The 20,384-nt window shown below is 47.4% G+C and carries 16 protein-coding genes and 1 tRNA gene; 13 read left to right on the top strand and 4 right to left on the bottom strand.

The window, feature by feature from the left end:
• Window positions 1-73 precede the first annotated feature (73 nt).
• Entirely contained in the window at window positions 74-1,222 is a 1,149-nt protein-coding gene (locus ESZ91_RS03200; protein ID WP_456236786.1) for a recombinase family protein, read from the top strand.
• A 336-nt stretch (window positions 1,223-1,558) separates the two neighbouring features.
• On the opposite strand, the gene ESZ91_RS03195 is transcribed toward ESZ91_RS03200, so the two are convergent.
• Window positions 1,559-1,634 (bottom strand) — tRNA-Ala (locus tag ESZ91_RS03195).
• Window positions 1,635-1,856: 222 nt separating this feature from the next.
• On the opposite strand from ESZ91_RS03195, the gene ESZ91_RS03190 reads away from it, so the two are divergent.
• Window positions 1,857-2,429, top strand: coding sequence for a cytidylate kinase-like family protein (locus ESZ91_RS03190; protein WP_129224077.1), 573 nt, complete (start codon window positions 1,857-1,859; stop codon window positions 2,427-2,429).
• Window positions 2,430-2,464: 35 nt separating this feature from the next.
• Here the strand turns inward: ESZ91_RS03190 and ESZ91_RS03185 are convergent, their stop codons facing one another.
• A complete protein-coding gene (locus tag ESZ91_RS03185; RefSeq protein WP_129224075.1) occupies window positions 2,465-3,460 on the bottom strand; it encodes a uroporphyrinogen decarboxylase family protein in 996 nt (331 codons plus the stop codon).
• A gap of 129 nt (window positions 3,461-3,589) precedes the next feature.
• On the opposite strand from ESZ91_RS03185, the gene ESZ91_RS03180 reads away from it, so the two are divergent.
• Complete coding sequence (locus ESZ91_RS03180) at window positions 3,590-4,468, top strand: AraC family transcriptional regulator (protein ID WP_129224073.1); 879 nt, start codon at window positions 3,590-3,592, stop codon at window positions 4,466-4,468.
• Between the two features lie 16 nt (window positions 4,469-4,484).
• A complete protein-coding gene (gene mnmA / locus ESZ91_RS03175; RefSeq protein WP_129224071.1) occupies window positions 4,485-5,573 on the top strand; it encodes a tRNA 2-thiouridine(34) synthase MnmA in 1,089 nt (362 codons plus the stop codon).
• 64 nt (window positions 5,574-5,637) lie between these two features.
• Here the strand turns inward: mnmA and ESZ91_RS03170 are convergent, their stop codons facing one another.
• On the bottom strand, window positions 5,638-6,141 hold the full coding sequence (locus ESZ91_RS03170) for a hypothetical protein (RefSeq protein ID WP_129224067.1): 504 nt from the start codon (window positions 6,139-6,141) through the stop codon (window positions 5,638-5,640).
• 140 nt (window positions 6,142-6,281) lie between these two features.
• Between ESZ91_RS03170 and ESZ91_RS03165 the strand changes: the two genes are divergently transcribed.
• Genes ESZ91_RS03165 through hpt form a run of 3 tightly spaced genes read left to right on the top strand, consistent with a single transcriptional unit; the run spans window position 6,282 to window position 8,535 of the window.
• A complete protein-coding gene (locus tag ESZ91_RS03165) occupies window positions 6,282-6,680 on the top strand; it encodes an MmcQ/YjbR family DNA-binding protein (RefSeq protein WP_129224065.1) in 399 nt (132 codons plus the stop codon).
• A 31-nt stretch (window positions 6,681-6,711) separates the two neighbouring features.
• A complete protein-coding gene (tilS, locus tag ESZ91_RS03160; protein WP_129224063.1) occupies window positions 6,712-7,983 on the top strand; it encodes a tRNA lysidine(34) synthetase TilS in 1,272 nt (423 codons plus the stop codon).
• A 12-nt stretch (window positions 7,984-7,995) separates the two neighbouring features.
• Window positions 7,996-8,535 (top strand): hypoxanthine phosphoribosyltransferase, encoded by a 540-nt coding sequence (gene hpt / locus ESZ91_RS03155; protein ID WP_129224061.1) that lies wholly within the window; start codon window positions 7,996-7,998, stop codon window positions 8,533-8,535.
• A 150-nt stretch (window positions 8,536-8,685) separates the two neighbouring features.
• Here hpt and ESZ91_RS03150 read toward each other — a convergent pair whose 3' ends face one another.
• On the bottom strand, window positions 8,686-9,567 hold the full coding sequence (locus ESZ91_RS03150; protein ID WP_129224059.1) for an AraC family transcriptional regulator: 882 nt from the start codon (window positions 9,565-9,567) through the stop codon (window positions 8,686-8,688).
• 198 nt (window positions 9,568-9,765) lie between these two features.
• Here ESZ91_RS03150 and ESZ91_RS03145 point away from each other — a divergent pair, with 198 nt between their 5' ends.
• The 6 genes from ESZ91_RS03145 to ESZ91_RS03120 are packed head-to-tail and all read left to right on the top strand — an operon-like array spanning window position 9,766 to window position 20,369.
• Window positions 9,766-10,722, top strand: coding sequence for an ABC transporter permease (locus tag ESZ91_RS03145; protein ID WP_129224057.1), 957 nt, complete (start codon window positions 9,766-9,768; stop codon window positions 10,720-10,722).
• Window positions 10,723-10,734: 12 nt separating this feature from the next.
• Complete coding sequence (locus ESZ91_RS03140) at window positions 10,735-11,607, top strand: carbohydrate ABC transporter permease (protein WP_129224055.1); 873 nt, start codon at window positions 10,735-10,737, stop codon at window positions 11,605-11,607.
• Window positions 11,608-11,628: 21 nt separating this feature from the next.
• On the top strand, window positions 11,629-13,356 hold the full coding sequence (locus tag ESZ91_RS03135; RefSeq protein WP_129224053.1) for a type 2 periplasmic-binding domain-containing protein: 1,728 nt from the start codon (window positions 11,629-11,631) through the stop codon (window positions 13,354-13,356).
• Between the two features lie 18 nt (window positions 13,357-13,374).
• Window positions 13,375-15,378 (top strand): right-handed parallel beta-helix repeat-containing protein, encoded by a 2,004-nt coding sequence (locus ESZ91_RS03130; protein ID WP_129224051.1) that lies wholly within the window; start codon window positions 13,375-13,377, stop codon window positions 15,376-15,378.
• A complete protein-coding gene (locus tag ESZ91_RS03125; protein ID WP_129224049.1) occupies window positions 15,375-18,140 on the top strand; it encodes a right-handed parallel beta-helix repeat-containing protein in 2,766 nt (921 codons plus the stop codon). Before ESZ91_RS03130 ends, ESZ91_RS03125 begins: the two co-directional genes overlap by 4 nt.
• 18 nt (window positions 18,141-18,158) lie before the next feature.
• Complete coding sequence (locus tag ESZ91_RS03120; RefSeq protein ID WP_129224047.1) at window positions 18,159-20,369, top strand: immunoglobulin domain-containing family protein; 2,211 nt, start codon at window positions 18,159-18,161, stop codon at window positions 20,367-20,369.
• Window positions 20,370-20,384: the final 15 nt, after the last annotated feature.

Genomic DNA, 20,384 nt, shown 5'->3' with positions numbered 1-20,384 from the left:
TATTTCCGCTACGCAACGCACCTCGGAAAATATAGACGGCACCAAGAACCTTGACGGCATTTTACTTGAAAATATGTATATCGGGCTTGCCGAATATTATTCCGAAGAACTCTCCCAAAAGATATTGCGCGGGTTGAACGAGAGCCGTAAGAAAGGCTTTTACTGCGGCGGGGGCGTGCCTTACGGGTACAAAGTGGTTGCCCGCAAAATCGTTGATGATGCCGAAAAAGCCGATATTGTCCGTTACATATTTTCGCAATATGCCCTCGGCGTGTATGTGCCTACGATTATCAAAGCCTTGACGGAGCGCGGCGTTTACCATAACGGAAAACCGTTTGCGCCCAATACCGTGTACCATATACTGAAAAATGAAAAGTATCTCGGCATTTACCGCAATAAAGGCGAAGAATACGACAATATCTATCCGCAAATCGTACCGATTGAAATTTTCGATAAAGTACGGGCAAAAGTACAAAAGAACAAGTACGGCAAAAGGAGCGTACAGGTAACATACCTATTGCGCCATAAACTGAAATGCGGATATTGCGGACACCCGATAAGCGCGGAAAGCGGTACTTCCTCAAACGGTGAAGTGATACACTACTACAAATGCCACGGCAGAAAAAAGTATCGCAACGGTTGTGAAAAAACGGCATTACGCAAAGAGTTTTTGGAAAACTTTGTACTTGAAACTATCCTGCGCGAACTCTCCAAGCCCGATACAATGAACAAGGTCGTTGACGGGCTTATGCAGATACAGGAAATGCAGAACAAAGAAAGCCCGATACTCAAAACATTGCTTTCGGAAAAGCGTCAGACGGAAACGGCATTGAACAACTTGATGTCCGCTATCGAACAGGGTATTATCTCCGCTACGACAAATAAGCGTTTGCACGAACTCGAAAACAAACTTACGGAACTCGAAAGAAATATATTGATAGAACAGAGCAAAACAAAGATAACCCTATCCGAAGATAAGATACGGAAATATTACGAACAGGCTTTACTGAAAGAGCCGCAAATGCTGATAAACCTGCTTATAAAGCAAATCGTATTGTATAACGACAAAATGATAGTTTACTACAATAGCCCCATACAAACAAGCCCCGACGGAAACAGTCAGGGCTTTTCTTTTTACGATGAAATTGCTTTCATGCCGTATATCATACAGAATAAACCTAATCCCGCCATGCGCGCGATACGAGTGATCATGACCGTATAAGCGGCGGCTATTTATTCCACGGTGCTCTTGACACGAGCCTCTCTCGGAGCGTGTTTGAGGGCAAATACGGGCGAAACCATGCAACCCCGCACCCAAACAGGGTACGGGGTTTTGGTTTGCCTTCGGCGGAAACAGCCTAACACGCTCCGACTCGCGTCAAGAGCCTTTCGCGGCATAAACCGCCGCCGCTCACCGTTACGGAGATTTACTCGACCGAAAGCATTGTGCGCCGTAAATTGCCGATTTCGAGCCTTAAACGCGATTAAACGGCTTTCCGCGGCAAAAGAAAAAACCTAAACCAAACACCTTTTTGAGATGTTCAATTTAGGTTAAACGTGGTGGAGATGATCGGACTCGAACCGACTACCTATACGTTGCGAACGTATCGCTCTACCGGGTGAGCTACATCCCCGTATTTATTACCTATATATTATAATGGATATCGGAAAATATTTCAATTATTTTTGCATGGATTTTCAAAAAAATTCAAAAATTTTTTACGGGTTGCGCGCAAGAAGATAAATTTTGAGAAATTTATTGACAAAGCGGAATTTATGGTGTTTAATAGAAGTGGGTAAACACGCCGCCGCGCCCTTCGTTCCGGCGGGATACTATGTGTTTTCGGAGGCAGATTATGAATAAGGTTATTACGATTAGCAGACAGTTCGGCAGCGGCGGACGCGAATTCGGCATCAAACTCGCGCACGAACTGAAATTACCCTTTTACGATAAAGATCTGATTTCCATGGCAGCGCAAAACAGCAATCTTTCCGAAGAATTTATGCGCCACTACGAGGAAAGCGCGCCTGGAATTTTTTCGAGAAGCCTTTATTCCTACTATCAGATGCCGATGACCGATCAGATCTATATCGCGCAGTCCAATCTCATCAAGCAACTTGCCGCGAAAGGGCCGTGCGTCATCATCGGCCGCTGCTCGGACGTCATCGTCGAGGACAGCGTCAAAATTTACGTGCACGCCGACCTTAAAAAGCGCGTCGAACGCAAACTTTCCATGGATACGGGCATTTCCCCCGAGAAAATGGAAGAACACGTCAAAGCGACGGACAAAAAGCGCAAAAAATATTACGAGTATTACACCGACCAAAAATGGGGCATGGCGGAAAATCATAACCTCTGTATGGACAGTTCCGTCATCGGCGTGGACGGCTGCGTCGAAACGGCGCTCGTCTTCTTAAAACAGTATTAAAGAAAAGCCATCGGAAATCTTCCGATGGCTTTTCTTTAATTTTTCGTAACTTTCGCCGTGTATTCTTTCAAAAGACGCACGTAAATTTTGTAGTTTTCCAGACTGACGTCGGGCGGCGTCTGGTGGTCGCACGAAGGAATGACTTTGCCTTTCTGCATGGAGGGCAGAAGCCTTTCGAATTCCTTTCTCATCGCCTCTTCGCCGAACTTCATGCACATTTTATCGAAATGTCCCAAAAACGCCATGTGCGGCTGTTTTTCGATATAGAGCGAAACGTCTACGCCCGCCTGCCGTTCGAGGGGGAACATACCGTCCGCACCGACGCCTGCGTACCAGTCGACCGCCAGAGTGATATCGCCGTCGCTGTCGATGAAAACGGGCACGTCCATCTGCTTTAAAATGGGGATCACCTCCTTATAAAAGGGGGCGAGGAACTCGTCGAACGTTTCCTTGGAGAGCATCGGGCCGTTGTTGTAACTCATGTCCTCGGCAAAACTCATAAAGTCGAAGCGGAACGTTTCGGCGATATATTCGAAAGTTTTTTTCAGCCATGCCGCATAGTCGGAGCACATACGCTTGTAGAGGTCGCCCTCGTCGTAAAAACTGTACAGATGGTCTTCGATGCCGAACATTTCGCGGGGATACCAGAAGAATCCGTCCACGGTAAAGAAATGCAGCGTATCGCCGTCGTCGTGCGTTTTTTTCAGCCATGCGACGTACTCGTCGGGCAGACGGATCTCGGGGTAGAGCGTGGGCAGCAGGCGCTCGTAATCCGCCTCGTTTTTCATGATGCCGTGCCCGTACACGGGCGGAAGGGGCGTTGCGGCGGAGCGCTCGCCGAATCCCGTCTGGCAGCATTTGTCAAGCCCGAAATAATTCTGAATGTCGTATACCGACTGCGCGCTTGCGGGCAGTCCTTCGCCTCTCCAACGGTCGACGGTCAGATTCCACCAGGGCGCCCACTCGATCGCGGGCAGGCGGTCGATGGGTTTTCCCTTCATTAAATTATAAAACCGTTCGCTTGCTTTCATAATGATTTTCCTCCCGATGCTTTCGCAAACAGTATAGCATTGCGCGCGAAAAATGTAAATTATTCAAAGAATAAAAAATAAAATCAAAAAATTCCGTAATTTTTTCGTAAAATATGATATAATGGAATCATGGAACAACTTTTGGAAAACATTCAGATGGACCGGGATTTTCCTTTCCTGTTTTACCGTTTTCATTACGACGAGAATACGGCTTTTTCCTATTATCATTATCACAATTATATCGAGATCACGCTGGTGTGGAACGGCGCCATCGAATATTCGTTCGAGGACGGCACGAAGGTGCGCGCGGGCGCCGGGGATATCGTGCTCGTCAACAACGTCGAGCCGCACTCGGTGCGCGGCACAAAAGAGCGGGCGAGCATCGCCGTTCTGGGTTTTCTGCCCGATCTCGTGTGGAACGGCGCGAGCGACACGGATTTTTCCTATATCGAAAGTTTTTTCAACAGCGGCGAAGTATTCGAAAACCACATTCCCGCTTCCCGCGCGTACAGCGACGAGATCGTTTCGCTCATCCGTCAGATCGGCGTCGAGCGCGACAGAAAAGAGGACGGCTACAAAATGATGATCAAGACCAAACTGATGCAGATCCTGACCATTCTGTATCGGTATCATCCCAAGAAAAAACAGTCGGTGAACCGAAGATTTCTCGCGAAGACGCAGCCCGTTTCGCAGTATATACGCGAGAATTGTACGCGCCCTCTGTCGCTTTGCGAATGCGCAGGATTCTGTTCGTACAGTCCCGCCTATTTTTCCAAACTTTTTCACGAAGTGTGGGGCATGCGGTTTTCCGATTACCTTTGCCGCGTGCGGGTCGAAACGAGCGCGAAACTCTTGCGGGAGAGCACGTTGTCGGTGAAAGAAGTGTTCGAGCGCAGCGGATTTCAGAGTTTTTCCGCCTTTTCCGAGGCGTTCAAAAAGCATACGGGCGCCACGCCGCTGCAATATCGCAAACGATTGACAAAAGGTTCGTACGCGGGTATAATTTGACGGAAGAGAGGTTTTTATGATGGAAAAAAAGACGGTCGTCGTGGGAATGAGCGGCGGCGTGGACAGTTCGGTCGCGGCGCTTTTATTGAAGGAGCAGGGCTACAACGTCATCGGACTTTTTATGGTCAACTGGGAAGAGGACGACGAAAACGGCTGTTGCACCGCCGAGCAGGATTACGAGGACGTGCGGCGCGTGAGCAACCTGATCGGCATTCCGTACTATACGGTCAATTTTTCGAAAGAATACCGCGAAAGAGTGTTCTCTTATTTTTTAAAGGAGTATGAGCGAGGCAGAACGCCCAATCCCGACGTTCTGTGCAACCGCGAGATCAAATTCGGTCCGTTCAAGGAGCACGCGCTCGCGCTGGGCGCCGATTATATCGCCACGGGACATTATTGCGATATTGCGCACGAAGGGGACAAAAGTTTTCTTCTGAAGGCGGCGGATACGGGAAAAGACCAGACGTACTTTCTCAACCAGGTCACGCAGCCGCAGTTTCAAAACGTCTTGTTTCCGCTCGGAAAGATGCAAAAGAGCGAGGTGCGCGCCGTCGCGGAGAGGGCTGGGCTTTCGACCGCGCACAAAAAGGACAGTACGGGCATCTGCTTTATCGGCGAGCGCAATTTCCGCAATTTTTTAAAAAGTTATCTTCCCGCAAAACGGGGCAAAATGATGACGTACGACGGCAAAGTGCTGGGCGAACATCTGGGACTCATGTATTACACGCTCGGTCAGCGCAAGGGCCTGGATATCGGCGGGCAGAGAGAGGACGGGGGCGGCCGCTGGTTCGTCGTGGAAAAAGATTTGAAAAACAATATTTTATACGTGGCGCACGGGGACGAGAGCCGCCTGTATTCGGCGGCGTGCGAAGTTTCGGGCGTGAACTGGATCCCCGCGCCGCCCGAAAAACAAACTTTCGAATGTACGGCGAAATTCCGCTACCGCCAAAGCGAACAGTCCGTCCGCGTGCACGTGCGGGAGAGCGGGGATCTGTTCATCGAATTCGCCGAGCGTCAGCGCGCGGTGACGGAAGGGCAGTATGCGGTCTTATACGGCGGCGGCCGCTGTCTGGGCGGCGGCGTCATCGAGCGGGCGGTATTTTAATAAAAAACGGAGCGCACCGCAAGGCGATACGCTCCGTTTTTTCATCTTATGTACAAAACTTATATCAACCAAACATTTTGGCGATCGACTTTTTGAAGAAGCATACGACGGCGCCGAGAACACTGATAACTCCGCCTACGATCGGACCTGCGCACAGAGCCGCGTCCGCGTGCTTTACCACTTCTGCCTGAGAGTCGCTCATGCCGATGGTCGCGAAACCTGCCGTCGAGAACAGGAATACCGCGCCGACGACAAAGCAGGCGGTGGCGATGATCTTCAAAATGAAACTCTTTCCGCTTAAAAGCCCCAGAATACCGCCCGCCAAAGGAAGAACGAACGCTAAAAACACCATAAAGTTAAAGCTCAGAATGGTAATGTCTTGGTTTAAAACCGTTTCCTTATAGCCGAACGCGAGTTGCGCGCCCGAGTATTTATAACTCACCGTCGTAACGATCGCATCCGCGGAATATTTTACCGCGTCGAGAAACATCATGCAGAAAGCCGCGATCCCCAAAACCAACGCGATCGCGCCGGGAATGTACGTTTTCAGACTTTTTTTCTTTCCCACTATAAAACCTCCGAGAAAAATTTATGCGTTTATTCTATCATACGTCCCGTAAAATAGCAAGCGTTAAACTACGAAGTTTATTCTTTTCGACGTTTCGCAAAAATTTGTAGCGCAAAAGGATTGCGCGCGGCGCGGCGGCAATGTATAATAGAATTACTATGCAGGAACAGAAAATTATGCAAATGGTCTGCGATCTGGCGGGCGCGGTCTGCGACCGTCCCTTTGCGGACGAAACCATCGTGATCTTCCGTCACGGCGCGCAAGGCAAGTGGTTCGGCGCCCTTTTGAACGCGCCGCGGCGCGCGCTGAAATTGGACGGAGAAGGGGAAACGCGCGTTCTCAACGTCAAGTGCGATCCGCTGCTTGCCTCCATGCTGCGGGACACCTATCCCGAAATTTCGGCGGGCTATCATATGAATAAGACGCACTGGATCTCTCTTATGCTGGAAGGCGGTCTTCCCGAGGAAGAATTTTGCAAATTGCTTTCGCTGAGTTATCAACTCACTCTTCCCAAGGCTCGCCGCCGCGATTTTGATTGATTTATTCCGCGATTTATATTATACTGATCGTATGAAAATCGATCTCGGACCCTTTCGCGGCAAAAAGATTTGCGTCGCCCTTTCGGGCGGGGGCGACAGCATGGCGCTGTTCGATTATTTACTGCGCCATGCGGCGGAATATTCCGTCGACGTGTGCGCCGCGCACCTGGAACACGGTATCCGCGGCGAGCAGTCGAAAAAGGACGCGGCGTTCGTCCGCGCGTATTGCGAAAAGAGGCGCGTAATTTTATACGAAAAGAGCGTAAACTGCCCGCTGTACGCGGCGGAGCACAAGACGGGGCTGGAAGAGGGCGCCCGCGCCCTGCGCTATGCGTTTTTTGCGGAAGTTTTGAAAAAGGGCGTCGATCTCGTGTGCACGGCGCATCATGCCGACGATAATGCGGAAACGGTGCTTTTCAACCTGTTCCGCGGCAGCGCGCTTAAAGGCGCGGGAGGCATCGCCGCGCGTCAGGGGAAGATCGTCCGCCCCATGCTCGGTATCGGCAAGGAAGAAATTTCGGCATACCTTGCGGAAAATGAGATCCCGTTCGTCGAGGACGAGACCAACGCGGATACCCGATATACGCGCAATTTTTTACGCGCGAACGTACTTCCCGCTGTCAAAGAAATTTTTCCCGCCTGCTGTGAGCGCGTGTATTCCTTTTCCCGCCTCGCGCGCGAGGACGACGAATATTTATACGAACTCGCCGAACGTCCCTGCCGCAGGGAAGAAGGGCTTTTCACCTTTCCGCACGATCTGCCGCGGCCGCTCTTTTTGCGCGCCTGCGTGCTGGCGTTCCATTATCTTGGCGGAGAGAAAGATTATACCCAACAGAATTGCGAGGATATCTACGCCCTTCGCGGCGCGAAAAACGGGGCGGCGGTGCATCTGCCGTTTTCCCTCGCGGCAGCGCGCGAATACGATAAGATCGCCGTATACCGTCCCCGCGAAAAGGAAACGGCGGAATATCCGTTTGCCGCGGGCGAATTTTCCTTCGGCGGAAAAAAACTTTCGATCGTGCGCGGCGAATTGCGCGGCGGTCTGCGCTTCGACGGGGCGAAACTTCCCGCGGGCTGCGTCGTGCGCGCGCGGCGGGAGGGAGACTATTTCGAAAAGTTCGGCGGCGGCACGAAAAAACTCAAAGATTATTTCATCGATAAAAAAATACCCCTGCGCGAACGGGATTTCATTCCTCTGATCGCCCGTGGGAGCGAAGTGTACGCCGTCTGCGGCGTGGAGATCTCCGCGAAAGTCAAAATCGACCGCGACAGCGGCAGAATTTATACGATCATTTTACAATAAGGAGAAAAGAACATGCATCCCGACGTTGACAGTATTCTGATTTCGGAAGAACAGATCAAAAAGCGCATTCAGGAACTTGCCGTAAAACTCGACAAGGAATATGAGGGCAAGCGCCCCCTCATGGTTTCCATTTTAAAGGGCAGCGTAATGTTTTACGCGGACCTTCTTCGCGCGATGAGCATTCCCGTCGAAATGGATTTTATGGCCATCTCTTCCTACGGCGCGGGTGCCAAATCCTCGGGCGAAGTCAAACTCATCAAAGACCTTGACCGCAAGATCGAAGGGCGCGACGTCGTCATCGTCGAGGATATCATCGATTCGGGCTACACGCTCTCGTACCTGAAACGCATGCTCTATTCGAGAAAGCCCGCGTCTGTCAAGATCTGCGCGCTGCTCGATAAGTACGCGCGCCGCGTCGTGCCCATCGAGGCGGATTTTAAGGGGTTCGACATCGAGGACGAATTCGTGATCGGCTACGGGCTCGACTATGCCGAGCGGTACAGAAATCTGCCGTACATAGGTATTTTGAAACGCAGCGTCTATGAAAAGTAAAAAACGGCGCAAGCGGAGTTTCCATAGGTTTTTCCTAAAAGTGTGTCAGTCTATTCGGTATAAAGGGAAATAATTTCGGAATTGCCTGCTCCCTTGATGAAGTAAATAAATAATTAAAAAAAGGACAGCCTTAAAATGGGGCTGTCTTTTTTATTGTGTATAGTCTGCGTTTCGGTAGGAATTTCGTCTGTATTGCGAAGGAGTTAAATTGAACATACGCTTAAATTCTTGCGAGAAATAATAGGGGCTTTTATATCCGACCGATAGGGAAATATTAGAAATACTGAATGTGGAATGCATTAACATTTCCCGTGCCTTTTGCATGCGCAGATTGATGATATATTTTTGCGGGGAAATACCGACTGACTGCTTGAAAATACGACACAAATAGGATTCGTTGAAAAACATCTGCTCGGAGATAGCGCGCAACGAAATGTCTGGCGTGCAGAAATTGGCGTGAATGAAGTCAAGCACCGGCTGCAGCTTTGCTTGTTCGGGGGAGATATCCTCGGGTGGTCCGCCGCTACTGTCTTCACACAAAAGGGCAAACAGATTTAAAAGAGCCGCTATGCTGCGCGGGGAGTTGCTTTGTGGCGAGCCAGCCATATTTTGTTTCAATAATTCTGAAAACAATTCGTAGAATTTTTCGGGATGCAATGGCGTGTAGATGGGCGATTGTTCCGAAAGATGCGCCTTGTCACAGAAATATTTGCAATTATAACCATTAAACTCGATCCACATATATTCCCAAGGATCACTCTTATCGGGGCGATAGATCGCCGTGCATTCGGGCGGGATATAAAACAGTTGATTGTTTCGAATGGTATAATCAATTCCTCCCAAAGAGAGGTAGCCGCTGCCTCGGATTATAAAATGCAGTAAATGACAGGGCTTTTTTTGCGGACCGATGCTGTCCTTATTTTGTGAACAACGTTCGTAGCCCAAAATGAAGGGAAATATACTGAATTCTACAGGGTGACTGATATACGCAAAAAATACATTATTTTTCATGAAAGGTTTGTCTTTTTTCATGGAGACAGTATACTATATTTTTTTGCTTTCGTAAATAAAAAACATCGTAGAGAAAAAAATTTAAAATAAAAATGCGAAATTATCGTGATTATTTGGATAAAAGTAAAAAAAGTGTATTTTTGACAAAATATATTGTATTGATTAATCACTATATGCCCTTTATAATAAAATCAAAATTTTTCGCAAGAGGATAACCGAATGATAAGGTCCCTTCGTTTAAAAAAGAACAGAATTTCGAAAAAAAATATTTTGTCGGGAAAAAAGAATTTGTCGCTATATCTTTTGATTATGCCGGCGGTCATTTATGTCATCCTGTTACATTATATGCCGATATTCGGATTATTCATAGCATTTAAAGATTACAATTCCTATCAGGGGATTTTTGGAAGTCCCTGGGCGGGAATGATGGGATTCGAGCATTTTATTACGTTTATAAAACTCCCGAACTTTTGGCTCATTATGCGAAATACGCTGATACTGAGTGTCTACTCGATCGTCTTAAATACAGTGCTGCCCATCATCTTGGCGCTTTTTATCAATGAAATACGTAGTAAAATTTTTAAAAAAACGGTGCAGACGATCTCTTATGCACCATATTTTATTTCGACTGTAGTCGTAGTAGGCATGTTGTTTTCCTTCTGCGATGTGGAAAGCGGCATCCTAAATTCCATAGGTGCTATATTCGGCATAGAGGCGATTAATCTGATGGAATCAGCCTTTTGGTTCCCTACGATATACGTCGTCAGCGGGCTTTGGCAGGGACTTGGCTGGTGGGCGATCATATATATCGGCACACTTGCCAATGTTGATCAGAGTTTACACGAGGCAGCGGTTCTGGATGGCGCAGGGCGTCTGAAGCGAATTTGGTACGTCAATGTACCTGTGATCTTACCCATGGCGATCATCATGTTTATCATGAGCCTTGGGAATATGCTGAGTGTCGGCTTTGAAAAGGTCTATCTCATGCAGACAAGTGCGAATCTCACGACCTCGGAGATCATTTCGACCTATGTTTATCGCGTATCGCTCATGGCAAAGATACCGCAGTACAGTTATGCAACAGCGATCGGACTTTTCAATTCGGTCATCAATATTATTCTTTTGATAACAGCGAACTTCATATCTAGAAAAGTTAGTGCAACATCACTATGGTAAAGGAGGATTCATATGGTTGAAAATAGAGGGAAAGACAAAATTTTTAATATTGCGATCATGGTGATCATGGGAATTTATGCATTGATCACGCTCTTTCCGCTGTTGCATGTGCTGGCTAATTCTTTTTCCTCCTCAGACTTTGTCAATAAAGGCAGTGTCGGCATTTGGCCTCGCGGCTGGACGTTCGATAATTATGAAAAAGTTTTGCAGGAAACTAGCATTTGGCGCGGTTATGCGAACACGCTGTTGTATACGGCGATCGGCACGGTTATTCAGCTTGTGCTTCAGTTTACCGCTGCATATCCTCTTTCGCGGAAGGATTTTCGGGGGCGTACGTTTTTCAGCATGTTTTTCGTGTTGACAATGTTTATCCAGGGTGGACTTATTCCGACTTTTTTGGTTGTCAAAGCCCTGGGAATGCTGAATACTATATGGGCGATGATTATTCCCGGCTGCGTAGGCGTTTTTAATATAATCATTATACGGACTTACATTACTTCGACGATCCCTAACGAATTGCAGGAGGCTGCGCAAATCGACGGCTGTGGGAATTTGCGCATATTCTTGTCTGTCGTAATACCTTTGTGCAAACCTATCCTTGCAGTTATGACATTGTATGCGATCGTAGGATATTGGAACAGTTATTTTAATTCTCTCATGTATTTAACCGACGAAAAGCTGTTTCCGCTACAGCGTGTGCTGCAGGGGATCCTCGTCAGTAGCGAAAGCAGCGTTGGAGGGATCGGCGGCGGAGAGCAGGCAATGATGGCGGAAACGCTCAAATATGTTACGATCGTGGTGGCGAGCGCACCAATCCTTCTTATCTATCCGTTTTTTGAAAAGTATTTTGAAAAGGGTATTATGATCGGCGGCGTAAAAGGTTAAACAATAAAGGAGACAAGTTTTATGAAAAAATTAGTTACAGTTCTTCTGGCACTAGCTGTTTCGCTATCCGCAGTACTTGGCCTTACGGCGTGCGGTAGATCGGAAAATTACGATCCTAATAATTTTTTACCGAACGGAACGGCAGAAAATCCCTATCAGATCGTGGCTGAGCCGATAACAATCAAAATTTTCGTTCCCAAAAGCGCCCTGAATCCGTCCTTTAAAAACTTGAAAATGTTTCAGAAACTCGAGGAAATGACCAATCTTCGATTTATATTTACGGAAGCGGATACGGCAGCATACTCTCAGCTGCGCAGCGCCGCATGGGAAGATAAGAAAAGTTTGCCGGATTTATTCCTTTTCAATAATCCCGTATCCGAACAAGTCATCTATTCGCAGTACGGCGCTGTCGTTCCGTTCAACGATAGCGATCTGGTCGTAAACGGTATTGAGGTCGGGAGCCTGATCGACAACTATATGCCCACCTACAAAAAGTTGCTGGATGAAAATTTTAATATTGATTCTCCGTATTCCGCGCGCAAGGTCGCGACTTTCAGTGACGGTATGATGTATTCTACTCTTTGCGTGAACGATGTACCCCGCGATTTGACATTTAAAATGTATATCAATCAGCAGTGGATCGAAAATTTACGTGAAGACGATGTTGAAATACCTTCCAACGTGACATCTTTTAAAACAGCGGCCGAAATTCCGGATGCGACCGATATTAAAACGGTGGAGGAATACGTCGATATCCTGCGCTTGTTCAAAAAATATGACGTAAACCGTAACGGCGATCCAAATGATGAGGTGCCTGTATCTGCCAAAGAATTGGAATACCTGAGGAACTTTATTTTAGCTTCCTACGGATATGTGTACGGCGGCGCCGAGCAGGAGTCGGACGGCTCAAAGATGACTTATGTTCCCTCCACCGAGGCATACCGTAAGTATTTACAGACGATGAATATCATGTTCTCGGAAGGCTTATTGGATAAATCTACATTTTCGATAAAGACGGACGCGCAACTCGCACAGAAGGGATTGGAGCACCGCCTTGGTTCTTTCTGTTCCGCCGCTGCGTATATCACGGTCGGTTATGATTACGAGGACGAGTATGAAATGTTCGGGCCTTTGACGAGTGACTATTATACCGGAGATCCCATCCAATGGGGCTTTGCTAATTTTTCGCCCACAGGTGCCGTTATCCCCACCGGAACTTCAAAGGTTCGAGAGGTCGCACGGTTGCTTGATATCATGTATTCGGATATCGGCTGCCAGCTGATCGCGTATGGCGAAGAAGGGGTGGATTGGAAATGGGACGATGAAGATAAGACGTCTTGGACATTTTTAGTGCCCGATGATTGGACTGGATCGCAGGAGGATTACCGTGCGACGATTACTCCCAATGTGGGTACCGCTTCCGCGCTTTATTGGAAGTATGATTTCGTCGGCAAAATGAATGACGATATCATCACAGCGCTTAACCGCATGTCCGAACGTTATGCTCCCTACTTGAAACAGATCGTTCCTGACGATTTGAAAATGATAGAGGAAGAATATAACAAGATCGAAACGATCAATGCTTCGTTGGATGTGTATCTGAAAAATGCGGAGTGCCTCTTTGTCATGGGAGATAACGACCCGTTCAAAGACTCAGACTGGAACTCTTTTCAGTCCGATTTGAAGAGTTACCGCAGCGAAGAGTTGATTCGATGCTATAACGATGCCTTTGCCCGCAATAAAAAATAATTTGCAGGGGGAAAGAAAATGAAATCGTTTTTTAAAAAATTATTCGCGGTACTGATAAGCCTTACTTTGTTTTTATCATTGTTCGGCTGTGAAAGTAAGGATACACAAAAAGAAGACCCGCCGCAAAAGGAAGTGACGCTTTTGGAAAAAGAACAGGTGATCGATGCGCTGGAGAGGGATATTTACAACCGTTCGTTTCCGGCCGACAGCAAGGAAAAGGAATTTATGGGCTTATCCGATGCAAATGCCGTGGGCGTAGATCGGGATCGGTTTGAAAACGAAGTGCTGTATCCCGTTCCTGACGAAGAGGATTTTGTCGCCGTATACGATGTACGTGAGTACGGAATATTTCCCGAAAATAAGGACAACGCTCCCGCGCTCAATATTCTTCTGAAGCAAATCAAGAACGTGGAAGGGCTTAAGTTTCTGCGCTTCCCGCAAGGCGTCTATCTGTTCCATGCAACGGTAAACTTTGCCGACATCGAGGATCTGTACGTGGTGGGAGAGGATGCCGAATGGCGGATGACCGAGTGGACGAGCGCTATGGATATCCGAAACTGCAAGAATTTCCATATAAACGGATTTGAATTCGATTATCACCCTGCATCTACGGTCACGGGAACTGTCATATCTACCGACGAGGCAAAACGATCGGTCACTTTGAAACTCGGTGAAGAATTTGATATGTCCGACAGCCGTTTCAACGGCGGAAAAGTGAAGTATGGCAGCTATATGGAATATGTGTGGGATGAAACTTATGGCGCATATATTCCCGATAAAGATGGTATGCTCCGTTACAATTCCACGGGCGACAGGGTGGAAAACCTTGTCGGTGGTTCCTACGATCCGGCAGCGCACACGTTGACGATTGCGTTCAGCGCCGACAGCGGATACCGCGCGCCGGACGAAGGAACGAAAGTTTCCGTGTCCTACACGATGTACGAATATGGCATGTTTATGTTTCAGTCATGCGAGAAAGTCTATATGGAAAGCAATGACGTTTACGCTTCTTTGGGCATGACTTTCGTGACCTATAACGTTAAAGATCTGTACATGAACAGAACCAATTTGCGGCTGCGGGAAGGCTCCGAACGTCTGATGACGTCTACGGCTGATGGTCTGCACGCGAACGGATGTTATGGCGATATGATCGTTACGAACAGTCTATACGAGGCGTCACACGACGACGCGATGAATATTTGTTCCTTTTACAATACGGTAAGTTCATACGCAGGAAATACATTGGTCTGCGGAGCTTCTTCCGCTACGACAAATTATCCCATCATGGAAGGGGATGTGATTGAAATTTACGACCCGCAAAGTATGGAACTGATAGAAACGTATACGGTCGTCAAGGTTACTGCTTTGGGCCTTTCTTATGATCTGACGGTGGATAAGCGTATCCGTGAGGATATTTCGGGTTGCTTGGTAGGTAATACTACTCGTGTCCCTGCATTGAAAGTTGAAAATTGTATCATCCGAAATAAGCGCAACCGCGGAATTTTGGCGCAAGTCCGGAATTCAGAAATCGTGAACTGTGCTTTCTATAATGTATTACATGGTCCGATTATGATGAACGCATCTTTCGACATTTTTGCCGAGGCGATTATCCCCCGTTCAATTACTGTGAGAAATTGCAAATTTTTCGATAATAATACGGCACACGGACTGTCGGCGGATGTATCTGCGTTCCGAAACGGCGGAACAGTACTCGCAAATACCGTACGAGCGATTGAAGTTGAAAATAACTATTTCAGCCGTTCGGCGGCAGGTGCCGTATATTTCTGCGGGACAGGCGACTGTGTCGCAAAAAATAATCTTGCCTATGATATCTGCCGCAGTGCCGTGAATGATGCACAACGCGCAATGATTTCTTTGGTCACCGACAGGAACGCGTATGTCTGCGATAATTTTGCATATTTGCCGTCTGCCATCGAGGGCTTTGCGCTTCTGTATAAATCGGCAGCGGAGGGGACTGAGGCAACCGGTAATATCGAATACATTCTGGAGGGAAAGGTATGAAGTTAAATAGAAAATGGTTGCGGACCGTCATCTGTTTTGGATTAGTGACTGCGCTTGCATTTTCATTCGTTGCGTGCGGAAGAGATAAACAGGAAGAAGACCCGCCTACGCCGAAACCGCCGGTACAAAAAATGGAAATTGCCGATTATGTCAAATCATTGTCGGAGGACGAGTATACAGTAGAAAACTTGACGGACAGTTACGGTCTTTCTGATCCGGCCAATGTTGGCGTACGAAAGGAGGGAAGGTCGAAAGGCATGTACGAGATCCCCGCCGATTCGCAATTCAGCGAGGATGCCATATTTGATGTTGAAGATTACATCTCAAAAGGGAAATCGGATACAGAGGCGCTGACTGCCGTAATAAACGATGCGAAAGACTTTCAGAAGAATGGCGGTAAGGTCAAGATTAAATTACCCGATCGTGATTTAAATATCGACCGTAACAGTTCGGGCCTTGCCGATACCACCTATACTCTTTCTGTCGCCGGTTTTGACGGGTTATATATCCAAGGGGGCGAGAATACTGTTTTGACCATCAATACGGGTTCTTCATGGCTGGGAGGCTTATCTTTTACAGACTGTACCGATCTGCATTTGGAAAATGTGCGTTTGGATTATTCGGTGCTTCCCGCGCTTGCAGGTACAGTAAAAGCTTCCGACAAAGACGCTCTTACCGTTACGATGACCGTACCTGAAACTCAGCAGGCGAGCCTGGCTGCGCTTTCATCCAGCCAGGCGCTCGGGGGAACGCTGTATTCTTATATCGAATACGATCAGTATACCTCTGCTCCGAAGGAAGGCGGCGCGTTCCTGATAAGGGATGAAAATGTTTTCGAAAGCGTTACCTTTTCAGCTCCTGCGACTGTGACGGTAAAATTTAAAGAGTCGTATCGCAGTTCCTTTACGAAACCCAGAAACGGCGATATTGTCGCTTTAGGTTTTGCCATGTACGGAAAAAATGGCATAAATTTTAGCGATTGTAAGGATGTATATGTAGAGAATTGCGCTGTTTACACCTGTCCAGGTATGGCGATCACCGTGAGCGGCGTCGAAAATTTTTATGCGAACCGCTTTGACGTCGCTTTGAAAGATGACCGTATCATGACGGCGACGGCAGACGGGTATCATCTCCAAGCTTGTCTCGGAGAAGTAAAGATTACAAACAGCATCATTGAAAACACCCATGATGACGCGCTCAACATCAAATCGGGTTATTATTACTCGCTGAATACGGTCGATCCTGTTGCCCGTACGCTGACGATTTCCAAAAAGACCGGCGCTATCGCCTTGCCGAAAGCCGGCGAAACGTTAAAGGTCTATGCACAGACTGATTTTGCCGAACGCGGCAGCTTTACTGTCGAGTCAGCGGTGGCGGAGGGCGCCAGCTATGTGGTTACGGTCAAGGAACGTATAAAAGGCGATGTGGATTGGACAAAGTGTGTCGTTACGAATGTTTCCGCAGTGCCCCGCTTTACCTTTTCCGATAATATCGTGCGCAATAAGCGTAACCGCGGTATCTTGGTGCAGATACCAGGCTCCGTTGTTGAAAACAATACCTTTGAAAACGTAGGGCAGGGAGCGATCATGATCCATTCCAGTCTGGATATTTTCAACGAAGCTACAATGCCTTCGGATATTGCTGTACGCAACAACAAGCTCATCAATAATGGCTATCTGCTTTACAATGCTCTCCGCGGAAGCATTGCTGTATTTGCCATCGCGGAGGGAGGGATCGTTGCTCCTTCGGGCACTGTCAGCGGCATTTCGATTGAAAATAATTTTATTTCCAATTCAGGCAACGCGGGTATATCACTGCGCGGCGTAGGTGCTCCGGATAGTGCGATTTCCAGTAATTTGTTTTACAATACGGGGCGCGTATCTGCCTCAGAGATGACAGAATGCGCGGTAGAATTGGAAAACGTAAACGAAATCGAGTTGGTGAATAATTATAACTATAATACGCTCGGTTCGGAAACCTTTGTCGGGATCAATACCGCAGGCACGACCGATACAAAGACGATCGTCTTAAAGGATAACTATAATCTACGCTATAAGGAATATGACGGAGAAGTACCGCAAATCGACGTTTTCAAGCTGGATAAGGATGTTATTAAAATTGATGGTGATATTTCAGATTGGAATGACGTCGGAACGGCAATCGAAATGAACGGTTCGTCTCTTGCAACAGGCGATGAGATCAATCCTGCTGATTATGCCGATGTTTTCGGGGTGGAAGTCGCACGCATTGCATGGACGGACGAAGGACTTTATTTCGGCTTTAAGGTGCGTGATAATAAGCCTGATTATGCTTCCGTGCTCGATTTCTGGAACGGAGACTGTGTGGAAATTTTCATGAGCACCGTCATTGATATGCCCAACGCGGATATGCAATTATATCGCAACAAAGGAGATGTTTTGCAAATGGCATTCGCTCCTACCTGGGCAGGAGGTTTTACTTTCGGCAACAGTCGTACTTCGGATAAGTTTATCGACGGAAAAGCGCAGATGCGGGTTGCTGTCAAAACAGTTTCCGACGGTTATAGCGGTGAGATTTTTATACCGTTTACGTTGGCAGACGGAATGAAGACCTGTATTGATGAAGGTAAGCCCGTCGCCATGGCGTTTATATTTGCAGACGCGGACCGCGACGAGCTCAACCGTAAACGCCTTCAGGTGGGAAATGTGCCGCACTTTGTTGAAAACTATAAAACTAAAACAGAAAAAATGCCTCAGTTCAATTTTAAGAACGGGCAAAAATAAAATTGAGAGGAGAAAATTATGAGAACCAAAATTAAGATGTTGCTCTCTGCAATCCTGTGCTTTGTTTTTGTGTTTTCTTTTGTCGCCTGCGGCGACAAAGGGTCGGCTGAAAAGCCGACCTTGACGATCACCAGCAAAGAACAGACCATCGGGATCGGCGAAAAGTATGTGCTTGAATATACCGTTGATCATGCCGAAACCGTCACGGTGACCGTAACGGAAAAAAGCGGTAAAGAAAGCGGCCGATATAACGAGACGAGCCGGGAATTTACTGCGACAGAAACAGGGATCTACACACTGACAGTCAAAGCGGTAAATGAAGCGGGCTCAGCGGAAAAGAGCGTTGTTGTTACGGTGAAAGAAGCTGAAAAACCTGCCGATACTACGGCTCCGGTAATTACCATCCAGGATAAAGAAAAAGAGCGTATCGTTAAGGTGGGAGAGAGCTTGACATTGCCAACCGTAACTGCATCCGATGATACCGACGGCGATTTGACTTCCGCTGTCGAAGTAGGTATGGCGACTTCTCCGCGCGGCGTTGAGCTGAAGAAAGGGGAGAACGGAAACTATACATTTAAAGCCCAAGTTGCGGGTGAGCATAAAATTTCTTATTATGTCGAAGATAAAGCAGAAAATTACGACGAACAGTTCATCGACGTTACAGTAACGCCTGCAAAGGCTGAAACCGTACTTTCGGAAGGGGAAAATGATATTTCCAATCTGGCAAAAGATAACGTAAAGTTTACCGAAAACTTTGAAGAGGGCTATAACGGCTCGTTTGCCAAAGGTCTGACTTATGATACCATCGTTCCCGCCTCGATCAGTGGCGGAGAAGATGCGATCGCGGGCAATTCGCTTATTCTCGATTACGAAAACTGCGTTGCTACTTCGGATACTAAATTTTATTTTGGTGCGGTACAAGATTATATCAAGACCGGCAAATGGACGGTCAGCTTGGACGTGAAGGTCATCGAAGGAAATCTTCCCGATAACAAAATTTATCTCTTCTTTGTACAGGAAGGCCAGACTGAGGCTCAGGGTATTCCTTATGAGGTAAAAACGAACGGAGATGTCACGCATATCGAATATTCTGCGATCAAGGTATTTGATACAAGCAAGCCTTGGTATATGGGATTCTTCACATATACAGGCAATACCTCTTTCCAATACAACGGCCTGCGCCTGGCGATGGATAACATCAGCTTGACGCGCGAAGTAGTAGAAGACGCCACCGTTATCCGCACACAGCCCGCCAAAACGATCACGGCGGACGATCTCGACGGTAGCGGTCATACCTTTACAGGTGACGACGACAACTATTCCGATGTGATCGGTTCTTCCGGAGCGATCTATTTGCAAAAAGATAAGCTCGTCGGCGGTAAATATCTTACGGAGGAGCAGTTCAAAAATATCACTCCTGAAAATGGATTTAATGGTTCTACGGTTGTATTCACTACGGGACAACAGACAGGTTTCCTCTCTGTGAAAGATCTCTGTATCGATCCTGCTTACGATTACACCCTCACGCTGAAAGTGTATCTGCCCGCGGATATCAGCGGCTGGCATTGGTGGCAGAGTACGGATGCGAACATGCAGGTTGGCGGAAATTCTTTGGGACAACTATCAGGCGATCAGTGTAAGGCAGGTGTGCATACCTGGACGCTTAAGGTGCAGGGAAATGCAAAAAATATAAATCTAGGTCTATACAGCGGAAATCAGAATACTGTATTCATTGGAGATGTGACCATCAGCAGATCTGCTCACGAAACGGCGCAGAAAACGCCGAACGGCTATGCCGTGGGGCATACGTGGACACTTACCGCGAAAGACAAGCCGGGCGATTTCAACAACGTATCCAACGTTGTTCCGTCGGAAATAACTCTTTCCGACGGAACCAAGTTATCCGAAAAGGAAGGTTTTACCGATAGCGCCTTGCAGTTCAATAAATCGGACAATAAGACAGGCGAAATGTTCCGTCTGAATAAAATTTGCGAAACGGGATGCATCTACAAAATTACGTTTACGATGTACGTCGAAACGGTAACGGGTAGCCTGATGGCAAACTTCGATAATCAAAAATTCCCCGTATTGACCGAAAAAACAGGACTGCAAACCGTTTCGATCACCAATGAAGGTTTGATCGATTTCTTCAGCCTGTATGTAGCGGGCGGCGCTTCCGCCAATGTATATGTAGCTTCGGTAACGATTGAATTGATCGAAATTAAATAAAAAGGTGGGCCGTTC

Origin of the sequence: Candidatus Borkfalkia ceftriaxoniphila, assembly GCF_004134775.1 — a bacterium.
Classification (GTDB): domain Bacteria; phylum Bacillota; class Clostridia; order Christensenellales; family Borkfalkiaceae; genus Borkfalkia; species Borkfalkia ceftriaxoniphila.
The sequence above is the reverse complement of the archived record's forward strand: the minus strand, read 5'-3'. Positions and strand labels throughout refer to the sequence as shown.